Origin of the sequence: Bacteroides neonati (assembly GCF_000499785.1) — a bacterium.
In the GTDB taxonomy this organism is placed as follows: Bacteria; Bacteroidota; Bacteroidia; order Bacteroidales; family Bacteroidaceae; genus Bacteroides; species Bacteroides neonati.
Genome location: NZ_HG726019.1, coordinates 418,038 through 437,120 on the forward strand (window position 1 = coordinate 418,038; position 19,083 = coordinate 437,120).

The following is a 19,083-nucleotide window of genomic DNA, read 5'->3' on the forward strand; positions in this document are numbered from 1 at the left end:
TGTATTTACAAAACTTTCGGAAGTGTTGGAGGATATGCGGTTGGAAATAAAGAGGTAATCAATCTGTTGAAATACTTTGCTAATGAAAATATTTTTTCAGCAGCAGCCACTCCTCAATCTGCGGGCTCCATTGCTAAAGCCATTGATTTAATCGATGAAGAACCTTTCTGGAGATCCCGTATTTGGGAAAATATAATTCACTTCAGAAAGGGATTAGAAAGTATTGGAATAGATTTTGGGAAAAGCAATTCTGCAATCTTTCCAATAATGATTAGAGACAACGAACGAGCAATGAAAATCGCAGACTTCTTGTTTCAAAATGGAGTGTTTGTCAACCCTATTTTATATCCTGCTGTACCCCAAAAACAAAGTCGATTAAGAATGAGTGTTCTTGCTGTACACACAATCGAACAATTGGATAAAACATTAAACTTATTGGAATGGGCATTCAAAAAGCAATAATGGCACTTGTCTTGGCTATGAAGTTTTCCATTATCTGTCAATCACAAATAATCGAGAAAAATATGGTGGAAAAAGTTTTTGAATATGGAGCATTGGCTCCCAGCAGTCATAACGCCCAAATGTGGCGTATCGTCAAAGAGAAAGAGAATCTTTATAGAGTTGAAATAGATTCGATTTGGAGGCTTAAAGCCGTAGACCCACACGACAGAGAGGCGTATATAAGTATTGGGTGCTTTCTCCAAAACTGTATTTATGCGGCTCCTCATTGTGGTGTCTCAATGGACGTCTCGGTGAAAGATACCAAAGCGTATCTGACCTTTTCTAAATGTGACGAAGAAAAGAAATCCTCAGAATATAGTCTTTATGATATTGAGAGACGATGTACTTGCAGGCGAAACTTCTCGAACAAACCAATTCCAGAGGATAGTATTCAAAAATTATCCTCCTCTTTTAAGAATGTAAGATACATTGATAAGCGAACTGAAGAAGGAAAGATTTTGTCGGAATTGATTATCAATAGTAACTCTATGCAACTCTCTTCTGAAAAATCAATGGAAGAACTATCTCTCTTTATTTCCTCAAACAAGAGTGATATAAAAAGAGGAAGAGGGCTTACTTTGGAGAGTTTGGGCTTGAATGGTATTGAACGTTTCTTCTTTCGAATTCTTTATACGAAGAAAAAGTTTGCAGGAAACAAATCTTTCCTTTCATCGTCTATACGAACGACAAAAAAGCAAGTGAAAAATTGTTCGGGCTTCTTTGTTTTATTCGTACAAGATGATACTCCCGAAGGGTTAATAAAGGCAGGTATGGATTTAGAACGTTTTTCGGTATAATATTATGATTCTGTATATCGGTTTGTCCGACGGGAAGGACGGCGGGCGTTTCGGTGAACATATTCTTCGGGCGCCTCTGCCGTCCGGCCTTTCCGCATCTTTCCTTGACTTTGGTTTCTTGCTGTCCCGCTTGTTATATGCTCTTATTTGACGTTCGGAATGAGTTGCCGCAGGAAGCCGCGTATCTCCTCGTGCGAGACTGCTTCGTGCAACACCAGCATGATGGTGTCGTCGCCTGCAATGGTTCCCAGAATGGAGGGACATTCCCGGTTGTCGATGTCGTAAGCCATGCTGCTGGCATATCCGGGACGGGTGCGGATGACTGCTATATTGCCTGAGAAGTGAAGCGAAACGAATCCGCTCGTCATCAGCATCTCGCTGGCGCTCTGTGTGTTGGAGCGTTTATACATGATGTTGTTGGGCAACACATATACGTATTTGCCGTTCATGTTCGCCGCTTTGGCAACTTTCAGTTGTTTCAAGTCGCGCGACAGGGAGGCTTGTGTCAACTCAAAACCCTCTTTTCCCAAAGCGGACAGCAGTTCCTCTTGCGAACTTACCTCTTTGCTCGAAATAATCATCTTGATGGTTTCCAACCGACTCGCTTTTTTCTTCATGTTCCGTATAATTATTCTTGTGTTGGTGCAAAAGTAGCATCTTTTTGGAATCTTTCATGCGTAGAGAAAATTATTTCAGCATTTTTATTCTTTAAGACCGGAATAAGTGGATAATGATACATTATGACATGGACGGAAAAGCTTTGTCCTTGGTTTTATGTTTACAGCGTTCAGGCGGAAGGGAAGAGAGCCTTTTACTCCGGCCTCTCTCCCCTGTTTTGACAACTGCAATCCTTTGTCTTGACAGACGCAAGTGTTTTACGCGACAGACACAAGTGTTTTAGCCGTCAGACACAAGTGTCTGACAAGTCAGGTATAAATATCTGATAAACAGTGTGTTTTGTCTGAGAAAAAACAGGCTGCCGTGTGAGGCTCTCGACCGGCTCCTTATCCCGAACTCGGGCATTGCTTTTTCGATTTGAAAAGAAAGACGATTTTAGATGGCGGGCAACAGTAAGGGGCTGCCCAATGCAGGACAACCCCTTACCATACTGTTATCATTCAAAATAAAGCTACATGAAGAGACTGGCTCTACTTCTGGTAGGGAAGCAAGAATTTGAATCCTTTTCCTCTCAGCATGACTTCCGATTCGCCCACTTCCTCTACATAGAGACGGTGTACTCCTTTTTTTATTCTCCCATGTGAAGTGGAGTAATCAAGGACGTGCAGGTCGATGGAATCGCCTTTTACGGGATTCACAATGGGGGCAATCTTGATGTGGGAGCCTGTGTAGGTTGTGATTTCTCCGCCATAAGGCCGGGCGCTGTCTATGATCCATGTGCCCACCCCTTTTCTCTTGACTATCATTTTGTTGTTCAACATCACGTAATATGAGTTTTTGGTGGTGTCGTACCATCCCGGCACCTTCAATTCTCCTTCCGGCTTCACACTGATGCGGATTGTCTTCTGTTCTTTCCCGTCTTCGGATACTGCCGTTACTTCGGCCTCCCCTTCGTATTTGGGCGTTATTTCGAGCATACCGGTGGAGCCGTCCCATTTTATGTCTATCACATCTGCCGGGTCGTTTTCTTGCAGTGTGACGCGTTCTCCTCCTCCCGAAATGCTCACGAATTTGCTTATGTCTTTAGGGCGAAGCAGAACGGTGGAATGGCTTATGCCCAATTCGGGGAAGGTGACGTTGATTTTCAGCCGTACGCGCTTGTCGTGCGAGAGGATGGTGGCAAACGTTTCGCCCTCCAGCAATCCCTTCACCTTCAGCGTATCCATGCTCATTTGTGCCGTGGCTATTTGCGAGTTCTCCACGTTGACGATGTATTTCCCGTTTCCGCCCGAAACGATAAGCCTCTTTTCCGTCTGTTTATTCAGCGACAATTCCTCGACAGAAGTTTTTTCTTTTCCTATCCGGATATCCGGATACTCCTCTTTCCGCTCTTCGCAGGCAAAGAAGCCGATAATGCAGAAGGCGATGCACAGTGTGGATAGTATATTCTTGCTCATTGGTTTGTATACAGTTTTAATAGTGTCCCTTTATTGTTTAAAAGTTTCGCACGGTTAGCTCGTTATACAGGATTTCCCATTCTCTCCCATTTCCTTCGTCGATATGGATTTCCAGTTGAAATCTTTTATAGTTTCCGTCGAAAGCGGGGAATTCCAGCGTATTGTTTAGAGGTTCAACAGTCTTTCCGTCCAGTTTGTAGGAGATATTTGCATTTGGGTTTGCCAAATCGTTGTAGTATAGTTTGAGGAACCTCCCTTTGCACGAGCCGGCAGGTTCGAGAGTACGCAGATATGGAATACGGTCTTCCGAATCAGCAGCTTTTTCTAATTTGTCCGTGATTGCGCTTTTACTTACATATTCGGATTTCACTCCATCCTTGACGGCGCAGACTTCGATTGTGTATGACTTGCCGGGCTCCAATTTTTCCAAAGTGAACGAAGTTCCTGTGATTTTGGTGAATTCCCGTTCTCCGTTTTTTACTTCGTATGTAATTCCTTCCGTTTTACTCTTTTGCCATGATACTGTAATTTCGCGTTGGAAAGCGACAGCTTTGACTTGCTGCGGCTTCTCCGGTTTTTGTATTTCAGGTGTTGTGGAGCCACTTCCTGATTTTATCAAAGAAATATCATCCAAGTAAACTTCTCCATTTTTGCTATATGGGAATCTTATAACCATTACGGCTTTGTTTATATTTTTACCTTGAGGAACTTGAATGTTTGAACTAAATTGTTCCCATTTGTCTTTCTTAGCGGTAAAATTAAACTCCTGACTGTCCTGCCAATCATCATCTTTATAAAAGTGGAATATAACATAGAATTTTTTATTATTATCATCTTGGATTTTATGCCAAATAGATAACATATAATTTCCACTTCCTACTGTTATTTCACTTTGACTAATGGAACCACTATTAGCAAGATATGCCATGAATACTTTTGTTCCATTTCCCCCATCACGTTTTTCGTTTATGGATTTAGTTCCTAATGTTTGTGTAGCTATTACCCATTCTTTGGGCTTCATATCATAGCCTGATCCGCTCCACTCACCTTCAAAGTCTCCGTTTTTCAATAAATTCTCTTGTGCGTTCATAGTGGGAATGACCCACACCCACATCATGACCGATAATGCTATTCTATAAATTGTTTTCATACTTATTCTATTTTTCTATTTCTTTAAGTGAAACTTCGAATCTCTGGCCTATCTGCGCTGCCAGATGCCGTAACGAACCTTCGTCTTTCTCTTCTTTCAGCAAGCGTTCCTTATCCCATAATCCATCTCCCTGCTCCAATGTCTGCAAAAGATTACGGGTTTCCTCGTATGTAATGAATGGCTGCCCTTGTGCATTGCGGGCAAACTGTGAAGCATAGATAAGTCCGTAGGCTTGCGATAGAAGCCGAAACGCGTATTTCGGATTTTCTTTCAGATTGGCAAAAGTGTTGGCTCCTACCAATAGGCTCATTGCCCTGACAGCCACCACACGGCTGAGTTCGTGCCTGATAGTATCCGCTTGCAGTTTGATTTCATCGTAGCGGGAGGTTTCCATATAGCTGCGTCCTCTTACAAAGGAATGAAAAATACGGCGGTGCGAATCTTTCAATGCAGGCAGACCCTCAGACTGGGCAAGCGATTTCCAGAAGCCGTAATACCCGTATGCCAAATCCCAGTGATGTTCCAGTTCCGTATAGTTATGTCCTGCGGACAATTGAGTCAGATCGTGTGCGGAACGCAGTTTCGGACTGTCTGTTACATTCCCGCTCAAGTGCACGTTGAGTATCTTGTCCAGATATATGGCTCCCATAATGGCATACCTGTAAACTTCGGCTACCGCAACTCCTTTCTCATTGACAAAGCAAATATCCTTATCGCCTATATTGGTTCCCACATAACCCTCTTTCCCTTTTTCAGCTTCCGTATTCCTGTGGTTGCTGGGGTTCGTCTTGCCTAAGCCGGATATACGTGCTGAAGCATCGAACCAACTTTTGAAATCCTTCAGAATTCTTTCCCGGTTGGTAATATGAGCCGAAGAGGTGGCTATCTGCTCTTGTGGCTTCAAGCCGTATGTACCCTCGGCGTATAACCTTAGCATCTTGACAGAATCCGTCAGGGTGGTGATACGTGCCGCACTCAGGTATGCCGAAAAGATTCTGTCGATAGGATACTTTAAAAAGTCACACTCCAACGTGTTCACGCTGCTCTCTCCGTTCCTTGAAAACTTGTACGACGGCTCCGGCAATACAGGAAGCTGATATGCGCTTTCCACCGTTTCGTTCGTCCCTTCGGTGCATGCTGTGACACTCATCAGCAAGCAAAGGAAAAATATCTCTTTTATACAATTCATTTCTCTTTTTCTTAAGGTAAAATAATGTATTCGCAATAAGGATGCTTCAGCATATTCGGTCCTTCTTCGTTTTGAAACTGTTCGGTCTTCAGCTCGGGTATTTCTATCAATCCGTCGGTGGAAACAGCTTTTATACTTGCTTTTATACTGGAGTTTCTGGGGCCTACCCCTGTGACACTCAGATATAAAGGAAATCCGGAATAGGCTTTGAATCGGATTTCTAACTTTTTACCGTTAGTCATCTTTGGGGCAGCCTCCTTACCTTCTTTCTTTCCCGTCTCTTCGTTATTTTCTCCATGCTCTTCGTCATCTTCTTCATACTCTTCCTCCTCATCTTCTTCCGGAATCTCCTTATCTTTTGCACAGGTAATCGTTACCAATTCTTTTTTATCGTTTATATATTTCACTTCATAACGGGCCGTTGCCGGTGATGTGAACTCACCATCCCTGTCTATTTCTTGGAACTCACATACCAAAGTTATATTATACGCTTCTATATCAGCCGGTGCTTCCGTGCCGGGATATTTGTAATCTTTCAATGCCAGATTAGGGTCGCACAATTGCACGACCAATTCTCCCCGCTTGTTCTCAGGCTTTTCTATTTCCTTCGGCGGAAACAGTTTTTCATACTCTTCATCTATTGTGGTATCTTCTTTTACGGTATTGCAACCGCATACCAGCAATAAACAGATTGTCCATATATATTTCATATCGCTCTTTGTTTTTTAATTATTAGAATTGTCCAAAATTTCGGCTACGACTCCGGTGGCTTCTCCACCGGTGGCGAGATGCTTGCTTACCCAACGCTCCGTCTTGCTGTATGGGTCGAACACTTTCACGAGTTCGCAAACAAACCGGTTTTCCTCCCTGCGGAAATCGTAAAACGTATAATTGGCGCTATATCGTATACCGGATCTGAAAGTCAATCCGTCTGTTGTGCCCACATATCCGGATCCCAGTCCCACTGCCTCTTTGGCCCATCCGTCCGGAAGGGCAGAAGGATTTTTTGCAAAAAGGAACAAGTGATAACGTTGTTGTCTGCCTTTCTCTCTGTCGGCTTTCGCCATACGGATATCGCTTCGGAAATATATCCGGTCTGCTTTCCTGATTACCAGTTGCGGATTTTTCATCTGCTCGAAAAATGAGGTGTTTTCGCCGGCTTTGCGCATGTCTTCCGTCCAACTGTCTTCGCTTTTTAGCTTTGTAAAGATGATGTACTCACGGGCCGGTTCTATGTACGAAGCCGTTCGGAATACAAGGTTGCCATCGGTGTCTTTGCCTGTATAAAGAAAATCGGAAGAAGCGGCGAATTTGTTGTTTACCAGACGGTGCAGATAACTGTAAGTGGTGAAACTCAGTTGAGTGAATGTATTCTGGCTTACTTCGAATTCACTTTTCCGGCTTTCTGTCCGGCTTTGCTCATCATAATCGGCTATAGTTTCCACCGTTCCGTTTTCCGCGAACTTCATAAAGAAACAATGTCCGCCATACCCGTATTTGCTCAGGTATTCAAATTGTGCTATCTGTTCGTTCACGTTTGTAAACAATAGCGAGTCTGTCCGTGGGAAGTACGTGACGCACCATCCGTGAGGGGCATCTATAAGCTCCTTCCTCAGTTCGCTGATGTGTTTTGCGTTCCGCTCGGAGGGGGATAAATCGAAGATATTATCATCCTTGCAGGAGAAGCAAACCGCCATCAGAATAAGTAATTGAAATCCTATTTTCATACTTTTTATTTTTGTTCCGTATATGCTTTTAATCGTTTCATGCTTATCGTTTGGAGATAATTGAGCGAGATTTTTATTTCTTTGTTAAAATATTCTTCCACAAAGGTTTGTTTCTCCGTCAACTCTTTGTATGCCCGACGCGCTTCCTCGTTGTAAGTTTGCTGCACTTCCGGGTCTTCTTCATTATTAAGATAAGGCTTTCTAGCATCTTCCAAGGCTTTAAGCACCTCCTTGGGGCTATGTGTCAGCTTGGCGCTGATAATTTCAGCGAAATCGTCCTCGGCAGAGAGGAAAGAGTGGAAAGTGAAAAAACCTCTCTTGTTGGCATTGGGTGAAAGCGCAAACAGTTTGCGCCCTGCTGTTTCATCTTTAAAAATCTCAGAAATCAGCTTGGACGATTCAATGTATCTGCTCCCGCTGATGCTCAGAAACTTGTTTCTGTCATAAGGAAACAATTCCATCAGGTGTTTTGCGAATTGGTGATGCACGCTTCGCATCAGGATAAATACCTTGTCTTGATTTTTGGGGTCGAAGTCGTTGACGTTGTACAGGAACATCTCGTTGGTCGTTGCTTCCGTATTTCCTAAAAGCTCTACTCCGTTTCCGTCTATGTTCTTTCCTCCATACATGTAAATCTTGACCGGATTCTTGCCCAGAAAGAATTTCTCTCCGCCCAAATCGGAAGCCATATAGAGGTCGAGCCACAGCGCCTTTATGGTTTCGAGCACGCTTTTTACATTGGCGGCTTCCGGCGGATAGGTATAGCTCCCGTTTTGTGCCACGTTTTTATCCCAACGGTATTCGACCTCGATGCCGTAAGGACGTGTAAATGTATTTAATATCCACTCGTCGAGTTCTGTTTTATTGCGCTGTACCGTTCCCAAATCCACTACGCTTTGGTCGGATAAGGCGGCTTCCTGTGCGCAGCCGGCCAGCAGCAGGCATGCGGCGAACAAATTCAGGCTCCGTCCGATAAGGTAACAGAATCTCGTTCTATTGCTGATTGTTTTCATTGTTTTTTTAAGTTTTCTGTCCATTATGTTTCTTGATATTTTCAACGGGGGTTAGGCTCCAATCCCCGGTTGATGGCTTCGGCCGGTATTTGCAGGAGCTTTCTCGGGTCTTCTTTCTCCAACTGCTTATAAAACTTATACTTCGATGTGCGTTTCACCGGTATGTAAAAACGGCGGATATCGAACCATCTCAACCCTTCGTGCATAAACTCCTGCTGCCTGAAACCTAAAATGGTTTTTATCATGGCTAATTGCTTGATGCTCATTCCGTAGAACGGAGTATAAGTTCCGTAGTTGTCGCTACTTGTCTGCGTGTAGTCCGGACGGCTGCACGGAGGGGTGATTCCGAATTTGACAGAGAGATAGGTAAGCAGGTCGTTTATGGATTTGTCGTATTCTCCGATCATGGCGTATGCTTCCATCCGATTGAGCATCACCTCGTCGGTAGAGAATAAAACGTTAGTGACATACAGTCCCCTCGGTCGTATGCCTGTATAGCCCGACAACGAAAGCTCGTCGAATTTGCCGATGTATTGTCCGTCGCTTATGCGTCCGTCGTTATAGTTGAAAAGGAATAACGGTTCCATAGCTACTTTCCTGAAGTTTTCACACCCTTCCACTCCATGTCGGTTGTACACTTTGTCTGCACTTATGCTGGTCACTCCGTACTTTTCCGTAGGTATGTTGCGGGCTATTCTCGATTCCGTAGTGGAAAGAAGCAGGTTAGCGGGCTCTTCGGTACTTGCGTAGCGTGTATGGAGATGTTTGCGGTTGAAATAAAACTCTTTTCCATACTTCTGCCAATTTCGAAGAACAGGTTTGGGGTCTATGCCGAGCACATAATCTGAATAGGCAATAACGAGTTCCCATTCTCCTTTAATCAGGTAGAAGCGGGAAGCGAAAGCGTAAGCGGCTTTTTTGTTAAAGTGAAATTTGGGTTTGCTGTAATAGCTGTCGTCTACCAGCGAAATTCCGAGTTTCAAGTCTTTTTCGATCTTTTCGTACACCTCCTTTACAGTTCCGCGCTTATAGTCCACCAATGCGTTTTTTTCAGGCTTTGTCAGGTAGGGTATGCCGGGTGCTGTTTTCGATTTGGATGTACCGTACGGCTCTGCCCAGATATTGACCAGCATGAAGTGCAGATAGGCGCGCAATAGGAATGCTTCGCCGTATAAAGCTTTCACACGGTCGCTTTTGGGGTATTTGCTCAGAAGCTCCAACGCTTGATTGGCTTGTGCAATACCTGCGTAGCATGCGTTCCAATAGTTCAGGGGTGTATCCAAATCTTCCTGATCGTAGTCTTCCCAATAATACATGGCCTCGTTCAGCCGTGAATGGATACCGTTCACCCGCTCGCCTACGTTATCGGTACGTGTTTCCAGAAACGCGAAGTAACTGGCTTCGGGATAGGCTCCGGCGAGCAATTCGGCTATTTTTTCCTCACTGTCTATCTTCACGTCGAGCGTAGAGTCGGGGTTGGTCTCCAAATAGTCTTGGCATGCCGTGAGCAGTGTGAGTATGATACTTAAGTAAATTGTTCTTTTCATTTCAATGCGATTAAAATTCAACATGCAGCGTCATTGTATATTGTTTTGGAGTAGGCAATGAAACTCCTCCCGATTTGTAGAACTCCGGATCTTGCCCCTTCAGCTTCTTGTCTGCATAAATCAGGAACGGATTGGTTACGTTTGCCTTCACACTCATTTGTCTGATCTTGAGTTGTGCAAGAAGCTTTTTGGGCAATCGGTATCCCAACGAGATGTTTTTCATGCGCACGAAACTTCCGTCTGCCACTCTGTTCTGAGAGTAATTGTAAGTGTTGTAAGCCTTTTCGATGTTTTCTTTTCCGATGTTGCGAATCAAATCCTGCGAAGGAATGACAGGGATATTCGTTTTCCACTCGTCGCCCGGATTGAGCCAGCGGTCGTAGTACTCTTTGGAAAACACATTCAGATCGGCGAACGAAGGGTCGAATGTCGGGTTAAGGCGTATCTTGTTGCCCGCTTGCATGGTGACGAAGCACGAAAGCTCCCAGTTCTTGTATTTAAACGTGTTCGATACTCCGCCTATGTAAGTGGGTTCGATAGGACCGTGGTAGATAAGGTACGACTTCGAATACTGCGCGTCGAGGAAATCGGCTCCTGATATTTCGCTGTTCACACCTTGGTTGGAAGGGTAAAGTCCGAAGTCGAAGGTAGGCAGCCCGTTGTTGTTGAGTCCCTGAAAGTTGAAAGAGAACAGAGAACCCCGTGGGAATCCGAGGATATTGCCGCGTCCGGTTCCCGCCACCATATCAAAGGTGTTCGGTGTATTCAGCAGGCGGGTGATCTTCTGCTTCATGCCGCTCACGGTGAAAGCCGTAGTCCAGCTGAAGTTGTCGGTTACGATGTTTTTGGTTTGCAGCGCCAATTCCACTCCTCGTGTGCGCATGTCTCCGAAGTTTGCGTACTTGTAATACTGTCCGCCCACACCGGAGGTACGGATGAGGTCTATCAGGTCGAATGAGTTTCGTTGGTAGACATCGAATGTTGCGCTTATGCGGTTGTTGAACAGCCCGAGTTCCAAACCGATATTCAGCTCATACATTTTCTCCCATGTCAGGTCGCGGTTCTCAAGGTGCAGGATGCGCAACGCATTCTCGCGGTCCTTCAGCAATGTGCGGTTGATGATGAGATGCTTGAACACTGCTGTGGAGTTTATCGCCTGTTCGTTCATTTTGGCGGTCAGTCCATAGCTGGCACGCAAGGATAGCTTGGAAACGGCAGGAAACTTTTTCATGAACTTCTCTTGATCCATGTTCCACTTTGCTCCGATATTCCAAGTAGGCAACCAGCGCGAACGGCTGTATTTGCCTGCCGTATTCGACCCTTCATAGTTGAATACGCCGTTGAAAACGTATTTGCCCGCATATCCGTAGGTGGCGCTGGCGGAGAGAGTCACCCCCCTTTCGTAGCGTTCGGTAAGCGAGAAATAAGTGTTTCCTTCGTTAGTGAGCTTATCGAAAATCAAAGGATTGGTGAACACCTGGTTCCCTCTGTCGTATTGTATTCCATAACCTTGGAAAGGGTTGATGCTGCGGTCGGCATAGCGTATTTCGGTAAATCCGAAAGCGCGTATGTCGTGCTCGCCCATCTGTTTGTTGTAGTCGAGCGCAAAGCGTCCCAAATAGCTGCGCAGGGAAATTTCCGTCTTATTGAACATGCCTCCGTGGGGCAGCGCCACTTGTGGCAGTTGCAAGGGGTTGTCTTTGTTTTTCAACAAATAGATGTTCTCTTGCGCCACATAGGGAGTTTCGTTGGCTCTGAAAGCCTGTATCACGTTCGATTGTTCGGTGATGAAATGCGAACTTTTGGTAACCGCATGACGTACCGACGCCAATCCTTTGGCTTCGATGTTGTCGTTGATCCTGTATGAAAGTTCACCTTGCAGTTTGAAGTCGAGCACTTCGGTTTTCAGGTAATTGTTGTCAAACTCGTTCAGGATATTGAACGGAGCCCAGTTATTGCGGTAGTATTCCGGTTCGCCGTTGGCATTGCGGGGGCGTAAGGTACGGCTTGTTCCCAAAGCATAGGCAAAGGGATTGATGTCGAAGTCGCGTTCGAACGTTCCGATTACCGTATTCTTTCGCTGAGAAATCGTACCCGGAGAGTTCTGGTTACGCAAATTCCCTTGTGCGGATATGGTAGCCTTTATCTTGTCCTCATTCCAATAGAAGGAATTTTTGATATTGGCGGTGATGCGTTTTACATTATCGGCAAGCGTCCATCCCCTGTCGTCATAGAAACCGATGGAGGCATACATGGTCGAATTCTCTCCTCCTCCGGAGAACGTTACGGTGTGCGTATGGATGGGGTTGTATGTAAACAACTCCTTGAACCAGTTGGTGTTGGCATATTCCCGCTCGCGCATGAACGCGCGCTTGGCTTCGTCCGTGTTTTCCAGATAATATCGTCCGGTAGACGGATCGACGGTTCCGAGAGCCTTATACATCTGGTGGTAAATACCGCTGCGGCGCCCGTATAATGTGTTTTGCACAGAAAAGTATCCCTTCCTGTTCATCTCTTGGTAGATAGACATGCTCTCTTGCGAATTGAGCAGATCGAAGTCCGTATACGAAGGGATGGCCCGCATACTCAACTCGTATGAGTAAGAAAACCTGTTCGGCGTGTTTCTTTTACCTGCGCGGGTAGTGATTACGATTACCCCGTTCAGGGCTCTGGCTCCGTAAATAGATGTGGCGGAAGCGTCTTTCAATACTTGTATGTCTTCGATGTCCGAAGCGTTGAGTCCGGCAACGGCGGAGCTGATGAGCGTCACGGCATCGCCCGAAGCCAATTGGTCGAGCGTGAGCGACACTAAGTCTTCGTACACAGCTCCGTCGATCACCCACAGGGGTTGCACGTTTCCCATGATGGAAGCACCGCCGCGTATGTTGATGCGTGGAGCCGATCCGAAACTGCCGGTGACGTTTTGTATCGACAGTCCCGCCACACGCCCTTCGAGCATGCGCGATACGTCCGCCACACCGTCGAGCTTGATGTCATCCAGCTTCACCGAAGCGGCCGCTCCCGTAAATACCCGGTTCTTTATGTTCTGATAGCCGGTCACTACCACTCCTTCTATCTCCTGCACGTTGTCCTGAAGCGTGATGTTCATGACGGTGGAGGTGATTTTCACTTTCCGGGTTTTCATTCCCACGAAGCTCACTTCCAGCGTTTGTCCTTTGCGGGCTTTGAGTGTAAACCGTCCGTCGCCGTCTGCGATGACTCCCTTTGCTGTACCCGCCACCATGGCAGTGGCGCCCGGCAAAGGCTCTCCGGAAGCAGAACGCACTGTGCCTTTTATTTCCATTAGTTCCTGTGCCGGACAAACCTGAGAGAAGATTGCCGTGAACAGGATACTGATTACTAATTTTATAACCGATGATACATTCATTGCCTTATCTTGTTATATTTCTTCTTTTTTATACATGATTGCACGTATTTGTTCAGAACCGGACGTTAGCTCCTGCGTAGATGCCGAAAGGATGTCCTGCCCTCAACCCTGCCGGATGGCGTGAAGTGAGATAGACCTTATTGGTCAGGTTCACGGCGTTTACTTTTACCGTCAGGTATTTGTTTACATATACGCTGGCCGATGCGTCCAGCACGAGGTGTGCAGGCACCTTCTCTCTTTCGGCGATTGTTCCCTGTCCGGGAGATGTGCGCATATCGCTGTTGTAGCGTGCTCCTATGTTTGCGTCGAACCATTTGTGCTCTATTCCCACCTGCATGTTCAGCGCGTGTTTGAAGATGTAAGGAATCTCGTCTCCTTTCATCACGTTGCCCCATGAATGGCTTGAGAACGAGTTTCTCATCTCCGTATCGGTATAAGTATATGATACTTGCAGGGGCATGCGCACTCTCCACGCTTCGGGCAGGGGTTGGTATTGCATAAGGAACTCCACGCCTTTTACGCGGGCTTCGCCTACATTAAACTGTTCGAGCGTTCCCAATCCGCCCGAGGCGGCGAGGTCGCTTCCGAGCATATTGCTGTAATTGTTGTAGAAACCGATTAGCTCTGTTTTGAAGTTGCCGGCGGAAACGCGTGTTCCCAATTCCATATTCACACTGCTTTCGGGTTTTTGATACAATTCCGCGCTCGGCGGTGCGAATCCTTTGTGAACTCCGAAGAATACCGACGCTTCGGGAACGAGTTGATAGTTTACTCCTACGCCGGGAATCCAAACGCGCGCATGGTTGGGCGTTTCGATGCGTACTTTTCCCGTACGTTCCAAGTCTGCTTTCGTATAGTCTTTTTTCAGCAGGTCGATGTCTTCGTAGCGCAACCCGGCAGTGATAGTCCATGAGTTGTATCTTAATTTGGCGAGCAGGTAGCTTGCCAGTGCGTCCGCCGATGTGATGCGGTTGGCATTCGTCCCGTGAATGCCTTCCCTGAACAGCACCATCTTCTTGTTCTTCATGGAGTAAGCATCATCCCATTGGAAGCGGTCTTCCTCGTCGTGATGATAACGCAGTCCGAACTCTATATCGAAGAACAACTCATTCAGGTTGAAGCGGTATTCCGCTTTGGTTTGTATCCCTCTGGCACGATATGTCCTGTTGTTGGCTCTTACCAGCAGCGCTTCGCCTTCGCGGTCGGTTTTGCCCGTCAGTATGTCGAAGTAACGGATGTTTGTTTCCGGATCGATGAGCACATCGGCAATAGACCTCTTCTCTTTAGAAGTGATTCCCGCCCGTACGTCGTTCAGTTTGTACCAGTTGCGGTGGAAGCGGTTGTAATATGCGTTGGTGGTTACTTTCAGTTTGTTGGAGAAGTTGAGCAGGTAAGTGGCTACCCATTGCCGGTGATTGGTTTTCATCTCGTCCATCTGCGAGCCTGCATAGCGGAGGAAAGGAGTTTGCTTGAAATCCTTTTCGGAAAGCCCCACATACGTTTCGTCCGAGTTCTCGCCCGCGTATCCGAACTTCAGTTCCAGTGCATGGTTTACACCCGTGCCTTTGTCGGTTTTCACCATTACTTTGGCTATGAGGTCGTCTCTGGTGAATCCTTTGACGGGATGGTCTTCGTATTTCTTGAATCCGTCCGACTGATAGCGCAGGTATTCCACCACAAAGCCGAAGTGCTTCCACATGTTTCCGATGTGCGTATGCGACTTGAACGTGTTCTTGCTTCCGTAAGAGAGGTTCGCCTTGCCCGAGAAAGCGTTCGGTATGGGAGTCGATACCATGTTGATGGCTCCTCCCGTAGTGAACGGGCCATACTGCACCTGACTGCTTCCTTTCAGCACTTCGACGGCTTCCATGCGGGCGGCGTTGGGGAAATAATACGCCGCCGGAGCCGAATAAGGCGCGGGAGCGGCCAGTATCCCGTCTTCCATGATGGAGATGCGTTCGCTTCGTTCGGCTTTCGTGCCGCGCAAGCTGATGTTCGGGCGCAGCCCGAAACCGTCTTCTTCGTACATGTTTACTCCCGGAACCGCTTTCAGCATGCGGTTGATGTCTGTATATCCCATTTTTCGTATTTCTTCGGGCGAGATGTAATAGGCCGAACCGGTGCGGTTTCTGGCTTTAAACTTGCTTCCGAATATTTGCCGGGATGAGACTACCACCTCTTGGAGCTGGTAAACGGAGTCGTTCTTTATTTCCGGCTCTTGCCTTTGTACTTGCTCTTGCGAATTGGCGTGCATATACCCAAATACAAAAAGGATAATGAATAAAATTTTTCTGCTTATTGTCATATTATGCGTATAAAATCGAAAGATTATGGTACTTCCGTTGTTTGTTATAAAAAAGAGTGCTTGACACTCCGTTTTTATGAGTGCTATAATGTATGTCCTGAATTTTACGCAAAGGTATATATCGCAGATTTGTGATGCAATCGCCATATTCAGGTATTAATAAGTGTTAGTAAGGGATAAAATACCCTGTTGGAGGTATTTGAATATTTCTATTCGGTTTGAGGGACTTCCCTGCAATGTTTCCACTCTGTTTTTGTATGCCGGAAGACGAAGATTGGATGTTGTTTATTGATTCTTTTTTAGACTTTTTCGGTAAAACTAAATACTATGGGAATATCTGTTCATCCTATGAGTCAACCTTTGGAAGAAATACCCGATAAAATTGCCCGTGTGTTTCCTTATTCAGGAGTTCCTGAAATGATTTTACGGGTCGGATATTGTGAAGATGAGCACTCTTTCCAGAAATTGAGAAAAAAAAGATAGAAATATATACTGATTAAATTTTCTCCTATTTTCTTATAGAGCTGATGGAGTGATAATTTTCTTGCAGCAGTCGGTTGATGTCTGAGAGGCGATAGAGGATTTTCCCTGCGATTTGGGAGTAGGGGATAATGCCCTTGTCGCGATAGTCCTGCAAGGTGCGAGGGCTGACGAAAAGATGTTCGCAGACCTCTCGCCCTGTAAGGTAGATTTCTCCCCCGAAGAGCGGACGGTGCGTTTGGGCAATCTCCCGAATACGTCTGCTTACTTCCTGAATGCCCGAGATGAGTTGTTTCATCTCAGGTGTTTCTTTGTTGATGGTCTCGTATTCCATAGTCGTGGTTATTGGTGGTTGGACTTGGCGAGGAGTGCTTCCACATCCTCACGTTTGTAATAGCATTTATGCCCGATTTGGATAAAAGACAGCACGGACGTGTCCCGATAGTGCTGGAGCGTCCGTTTGCTGATGTTGAGTATTCGGCACACGTCCCCGTTGTGTAACAGGTTGGGAAGTTCGGGCTTCGTACCGAATTGTTCTTGCATACCAAGAGCCAGTTCTTCGATGCTCTTTTTCAGTTCCTTCCAAGCGGAGGTGTCGATGGCGGTAAATTTCATATCAATATCGTTTTTAACTCAAGTTTCGGATTTAGAAATCAAGCCGTTTGAGCGTACGCTCGGAGTGCTGCAAGTCGTCTGTCATTTTCTATGATCTGTATCATCAGTTGCTCTTCATCAGCCCCTGTGAGTTCAGCCACGACTGCCACTACTTCTAATATGATTGCCCATATCTTCTCCATAACAGTCAGTTCGTGTACTCCGGCAAAAATATCGTTGAACAACCCACCGATTGTTTCGTAGTCCAGACTCCTTTTTACCGAGGCAAGCAAATTGTAGCGTATCATAACCAGTGATACGTGCGCTATCTGCGAGGAAAAGTCTCTTGCCGAGCATCCTGCAAGATTAAGCAATCGCTTGCTATCGGCAAAGAAAACCTCAATAGCCCAACGCATTGCATAGATTTCATATGCCCGCAAGAAATCAAGTTTTACATTGGTTGTCAGCAATATTTTCCATCCCTCTCTCTTTCCTCTGCGACAGAAGAACAGCCGCACCTTGCGCCCACCGAGCATCACGTCCACCGACGCATAGTGGCAACGGTACCGTCTACTGTATATCACAGATTTAGAGCCCAGCAGCTTACTGATTATGGCTTTTGCCGTCAGTTCACCCCACTTTTTGGTGAGATATTTGGTATTACCCATCTTTGCCATCCCTAACAAGTGAAACTTCTTATGACTGTTGTATACGAAATCGACAAGCCCGGAACAAGTGAACCAACTGTCAACAAGCAGATATTCAAAAGGAATCTTTGCTTTGATGGCGCGTCTGACCATTTCAATGAGTTTCTTTCCCTTACTCATGAAATATTCCTCTTTACGTTTGGCCACATGGGAGTTCTCATCTCGTTTCCTATTATAACGGTTCTGTCGTTGCTTTGCGCTTAACCCCTGTTCCTTACCCTCTACCTTGCCTTTCTCTCCATGCAGAGATGAGTCAAGCATAAACTGGGTGCGCCCGTCACTCCAGCACAGCATAAGCGCTTTATACCCAAGAATACATTTCTGATGAACATGTGAGAATATCTTGCCGATAGACTCCATACGCATTCCGGTTTTAGGCAAGTCAGAGTCATCAGCGATGAGTACTACAGGAAGATGACTCTTCTTGAAATCCTGACGGTTAGTCACTTTGGCTATCAGCTTGACAACAATGCGGTATATCAGATTGCGCCAGTTGATATTATCATGTGACATAAACGAATACAAGACATCCTTCTTGCCGCCGAACATTCGACTTAAAGCCGAATCAGGATAATGGGAAAAACCTTTTATGGCGAAAAACGGCATCAGGACAAGAATCTGAAACAGCTGAAGATTGGTCAACTGACAGTTTTCACGTTTGTTCCCTCCAAGACAACGGCTGTCAAGATGAAGAGACTCTAACAGTCCTGAAAATGAGTCCATCACAGAGCAACGGCGTTTTTCACTCAAAATATTGCGGATTTCTGACGGAATTTTAGTAATTTTGCTCATGGCTTTGAGAATGGTTAATTAGTTGTTTGGTCACTGCTAATTTACTAAATTTCCGAGATTTACGGAAAGTCTCAAAGCTTTTTTTATGTCTAGAATTAGGATGTCAGCCTAAATCCGAAACTTGAGTATTTATTAACCGCCTTTCGGCTTTATACCAAGCCAATTCCTCAGTCACAACTATTGAGTTATCTGCAACCAAATCTACAATATCCACGAGAAGGATTTGTTCTACAACTTTAGATTTATGTCTCATCCTGATTAAAGTATTGATTTTGGAACAGCAATTATAATACTTATGCTCTATACTCGGCTCATCAACAGATAGTCCTTTTTTTGTGCAAAGATTATTTATTTGCTCCAATATTTTAACCTTAATATTATCCAGAGTATATTTACCTGCGATGACATTGCTTTTCATTAGCTCTTTTTTGGGGAAATCGCTTGACTCAAACTCACAACTATTGTAATATAATTTACCTTTATGCAGTATTAAAAAGTTGTCTTTAGAATTTTCTGGATATCTTGTCATTAAAGAACGCCAAGCTTCTGCATACTTAACGTAATTATGGGACGTATATGCTTTTACTTGAAATATCAATAGTGAGTCTGTGATAATAGAGAAGTCCTCTTCTTCCTCGATCTTGAGCATATAGGTTTCAGGAATCTCAACTTCTTTATCAATAAGTTCATTGATTGTTTCAAGAGCCCTACAAATAGCTACCTCACCCTGAAATATATATCCAGACCATATTGATGATGCATCTTTATCTTTAATAATTGAACCTTCGCTCATTTTCTTTTTGTTAATAATTTAATCA

17 protein-coding genes are annotated in these 19,083 nt (G+C 45.2%); 3 read left to right on the forward strand and 14 right to left on the reverse strand.

The window, feature by feature from the left end:
* Nucleotides 1–3: 3 nt before the first annotated feature.
* The gene (locus TY03_RS01560) at nucleotides 4–462 is read left to right on the forward strand and encodes an aminotransferase class I/II-fold pyridoxal phosphate-dependent enzyme (protein WP_081713024.1); all 459 of its coding nucleotides are present in this window, start codon (nucleotides 4–6) and stop codon (nucleotides 460–462) included.
* Complete coding sequence (locus tag TY03_RS01565) at nucleotides 441–1,298, forward strand: hypothetical protein (protein WP_042366713.1); 858 nt, start codon at nucleotides 441–443, stop codon at nucleotides 1,296–1,298. Before TY03_RS01560 ends, TY03_RS01565 begins: the two co-directional genes overlap by 22 nt.
* 143 nt (nucleotides 1,299–1,441) lie before the next feature.
* Here the strand turns inward: TY03_RS01565 and TY03_RS01570 are convergent, their stop codons facing one another.
* The 10 genes from TY03_RS01570 to TY03_RS01615 all read right to left on the reverse strand — a co-directional run bounded on the left by TY03_RS01570 (nucleotide 1,442) and on the right by TY03_RS01615 (nucleotide 15,692).
* Nucleotides 1,442–1,915, reverse strand: coding sequence for an arginine repressor (locus tag TY03_RS01570; protein ID WP_042366715.1), 474 nt, complete (start codon nucleotides 1,913–1,915; stop codon nucleotides 1,442–1,444).
* 531 nt (nucleotides 1,916–2,446) lie between these two features.
* Nucleotides 2,447–3,373: a hypothetical protein gene (locus tag TY03_RS01575; RefSeq protein WP_042366717.1), complete on the reverse strand. Its 927-nt coding sequence runs from the start codon at nucleotides 3,371–3,373 to the stop codon at nucleotides 2,447–2,449.
* A gap of 37 nt (nucleotides 3,374–3,410) precedes the next feature.
* Entirely contained in the window at nucleotides 3,411–4,523 is a 1,113-nt protein-coding gene (locus tag TY03_RS01580; protein WP_148335548.1) for a fibronectin type III domain-containing protein, read from the reverse strand.
* A gap of 7 nt (nucleotides 4,524–4,530) precedes the next feature.
* The gene (locus TY03_RS01585; RefSeq protein ID WP_042366721.1) at nucleotides 4,531–5,712 is read right to left on the reverse strand and encodes a DUF4856 domain-containing protein; all 1,182 of its coding nucleotides are present in this window, start codon (nucleotides 5,710–5,712) and stop codon (nucleotides 4,531–4,533) included.
* Nucleotides 5,713–5,723: 11 nt separating this feature from the next.
* Nucleotides 5,724–6,422, reverse strand: coding sequence for a hypothetical protein (locus TY03_RS01590; RefSeq protein ID WP_042366723.1), 699 nt, complete (start codon nucleotides 6,420–6,422; stop codon nucleotides 5,724–5,726).
* Nucleotides 6,423–6,437: 15 nt separating this feature from the next.
* The gene (locus TY03_RS01595; protein WP_042366725.1) at nucleotides 6,438–7,439 is read right to left on the reverse strand and encodes a DUF4302 domain-containing protein; all 1,002 of its coding nucleotides are present in this window, start codon (nucleotides 7,437–7,439) and stop codon (nucleotides 6,438–6,440) included.
* A 5-nt stretch (nucleotides 7,440–7,444) separates the two neighbouring features.
* On the reverse strand, nucleotides 7,445–8,452 hold the full coding sequence (locus tag TY03_RS01600; RefSeq protein WP_042367277.1) for a putative zinc-binding metallopeptidase: 1,008 nt from the start codon (nucleotides 8,450–8,452) through the stop codon (nucleotides 7,445–7,447).
* Between the two features lie 41 nt (nucleotides 8,453–8,493).
* Nucleotides 8,494–9,999: a RagB/SusD family nutrient uptake outer membrane protein gene (locus TY03_RS01605; protein WP_042367279.1), complete on the reverse strand. Its 1,506-nt coding sequence runs from the start codon at nucleotides 9,997–9,999 to the stop codon at nucleotides 8,494–8,496.
* Nucleotides 10,000–10,009: 10 nt separating this feature from the next.
* Nucleotides 10,010–13,387, reverse strand: coding sequence for a SusC/RagA family TonB-linked outer membrane protein (locus tag TY03_RS01610; RefSeq protein ID WP_042366727.1), 3,378 nt, complete (start codon nucleotides 13,385–13,387; stop codon nucleotides 10,010–10,012).
* Between the two features lie 52 nt (nucleotides 13,388–13,439).
* Complete coding sequence (locus TY03_RS01615) at nucleotides 13,440–15,692, reverse strand: TonB-dependent receptor family protein (RefSeq protein ID WP_042367280.1); 2,253 nt, start codon at nucleotides 15,690–15,692, stop codon at nucleotides 13,440–13,442.
* 327 nt (nucleotides 15,693–16,019) lie between these two features.
* On the opposite strand from TY03_RS01615, the gene TY03_RS22280 reads away from it, so the two are divergent.
* Complete coding sequence (locus TY03_RS22280; RefSeq protein ID WP_154663588.1) at nucleotides 16,020–16,175, forward strand: hypothetical protein; 156 nt, start codon at nucleotides 16,020–16,022, stop codon at nucleotides 16,173–16,175.
* A 25-nt stretch (nucleotides 16,176–16,200) separates the two neighbouring features.
* Here TY03_RS22280 and TY03_RS01620 read toward each other — a convergent pair whose 3' ends face one another.
* From TY03_RS01620 to TY03_RS01635, 4 genes are all read right to left on the reverse strand, one after another.
* Complete coding sequence (locus tag TY03_RS01620) at nucleotides 16,201–16,506, reverse strand: helix-turn-helix domain-containing protein (RefSeq protein ID WP_042366728.1); 306 nt, start codon at nucleotides 16,504–16,506, stop codon at nucleotides 16,201–16,203.
* Nucleotides 16,507–16,514: 8 nt separating this feature from the next.
* On the reverse strand, nucleotides 16,515–16,787 hold the full coding sequence (locus tag TY03_RS01625) for a helix-turn-helix domain-containing protein (RefSeq protein WP_042366731.1): 273 nt from the start codon (nucleotides 16,785–16,787) through the stop codon (nucleotides 16,515–16,517).
* 38 nt (nucleotides 16,788–16,825) lie between these two features.
* Nucleotides 16,826–18,265: an IS4 family transposase gene (locus tag TY03_RS01630; protein ID WP_042366734.1), complete on the reverse strand. Its 1,440-nt coding sequence runs from the start codon at nucleotides 18,263–18,265 to the stop codon at nucleotides 16,826–16,828.
* 103 nt (nucleotides 18,266–18,368) lie between these two features.
* Nucleotides 18,369–19,058, reverse strand: a complete 690-nt coding sequence (locus tag TY03_RS01635; RefSeq protein WP_042366735.1) for an ABC-three component system protein — start codon at nucleotides 19,056–19,058, stop codon at nucleotides 18,369–18,371.
* Nucleotides 19,059–19,083: the final 25 nt, after the last annotated feature.

Bases quoted from the DNA above. Each gene is read 5' to 3' on its own strand.
- TY03_RS01625 (WP_042366731.1), bottom strand. From the start codon at position 16,787: ATGAAATTTACCGCCATCGACACCTCCGCTTGGAAGGAACTGAAAAAG.
- TY03_RS01580 (WP_148335548.1), bottom strand. From the start codon at position 4,523: ATGAAAACAATTTATAGAATAGCATTATCGGTCATGATGTGGGTGTGG.
- TY03_RS01595 (WP_042366725.1), bottom strand. From the start codon at position 7,439: ATGAAAATAGGATTTCAATTACTTATTCTGATGGCGGTTTGCTTCTCC.
- TY03_RS01635 (WP_042366735.1), bottom strand. From the start codon at position 19,058: ATGAGCGAAGGTTCAATTATTAAAGATAAAGATGCATCATCAATATGG.
- TY03_RS01585 (WP_042366721.1), bottom strand. From the start codon at position 5,712: ATGAATTGTATAAAAGAGATATTTTTCCTTTGCTTGCTGATGAGTGTC.
- TY03_RS01600 (WP_042367277.1), bottom strand. From the start codon at position 8,452: ATGAAAACAATCAGCAATAGAACGAGATTCTGTTACCTTATCGGACGG.
- TY03_RS01610 (WP_042366727.1), bottom strand. From the start codon at position 13,387: ATGAATGTATCATCGGTTATAAAATTAGTAATCAGTATCCTGTTCACG.
- TY03_RS01605 (WP_042367279.1), bottom strand. From the start codon at position 9,999: ATGAAAAGAACAATTTACTTAAGTATCATACTCACACTGCTCACGGCA.
- TY03_RS01615 (WP_042367280.1), bottom strand. From the start codon at position 15,692: ATGACAATAAGCAGAAAAATTTTATTCATTATCCTTTTTGTATTTGGG.
- TY03_RS22280 (WP_154663588.1), top strand. From the start codon at position 16,020: ATGGGAATATCTGTTCATCCTATGAGTCAACCTTTGGAAGAAATACCC.
- TY03_RS01570 (WP_042366715.1), bottom strand. From the start codon at position 1,915: ATGAAGAAAAAAGCGAGTCGGTTGGAAACCATCAAGATGATTATTTCG.
- TY03_RS01565 (WP_042366713.1), top strand. From the start codon at position 441: ATGGGCATTCAAAAAGCAATAATGGCACTTGTCTTGGCTATGAAGTTT.
- TY03_RS01590 (WP_042366723.1), bottom strand. From the start codon at position 6,422: ATGAAATATATATGGACAATCTGTTTATTGCTGGTATGCGGTTGCAAT.
- TY03_RS01575 (WP_042366717.1), bottom strand. From the start codon at position 3,373: ATGAGCAAGAATATACTATCCACACTGTGCATCGCCTTCTGCATTATC.
- TY03_RS01630 (WP_042366734.1), bottom strand. From the start codon at position 18,265: ATGAGCAAAATTACTAAAATTCCGTCAGAAATCCGCAATATTTTGAGT.
- TY03_RS01620 (WP_042366728.1), bottom strand. From the start codon at position 16,506: ATGGAATACGAGACCATCAACAAAGAAACACCTGAGATGAAACAACTC.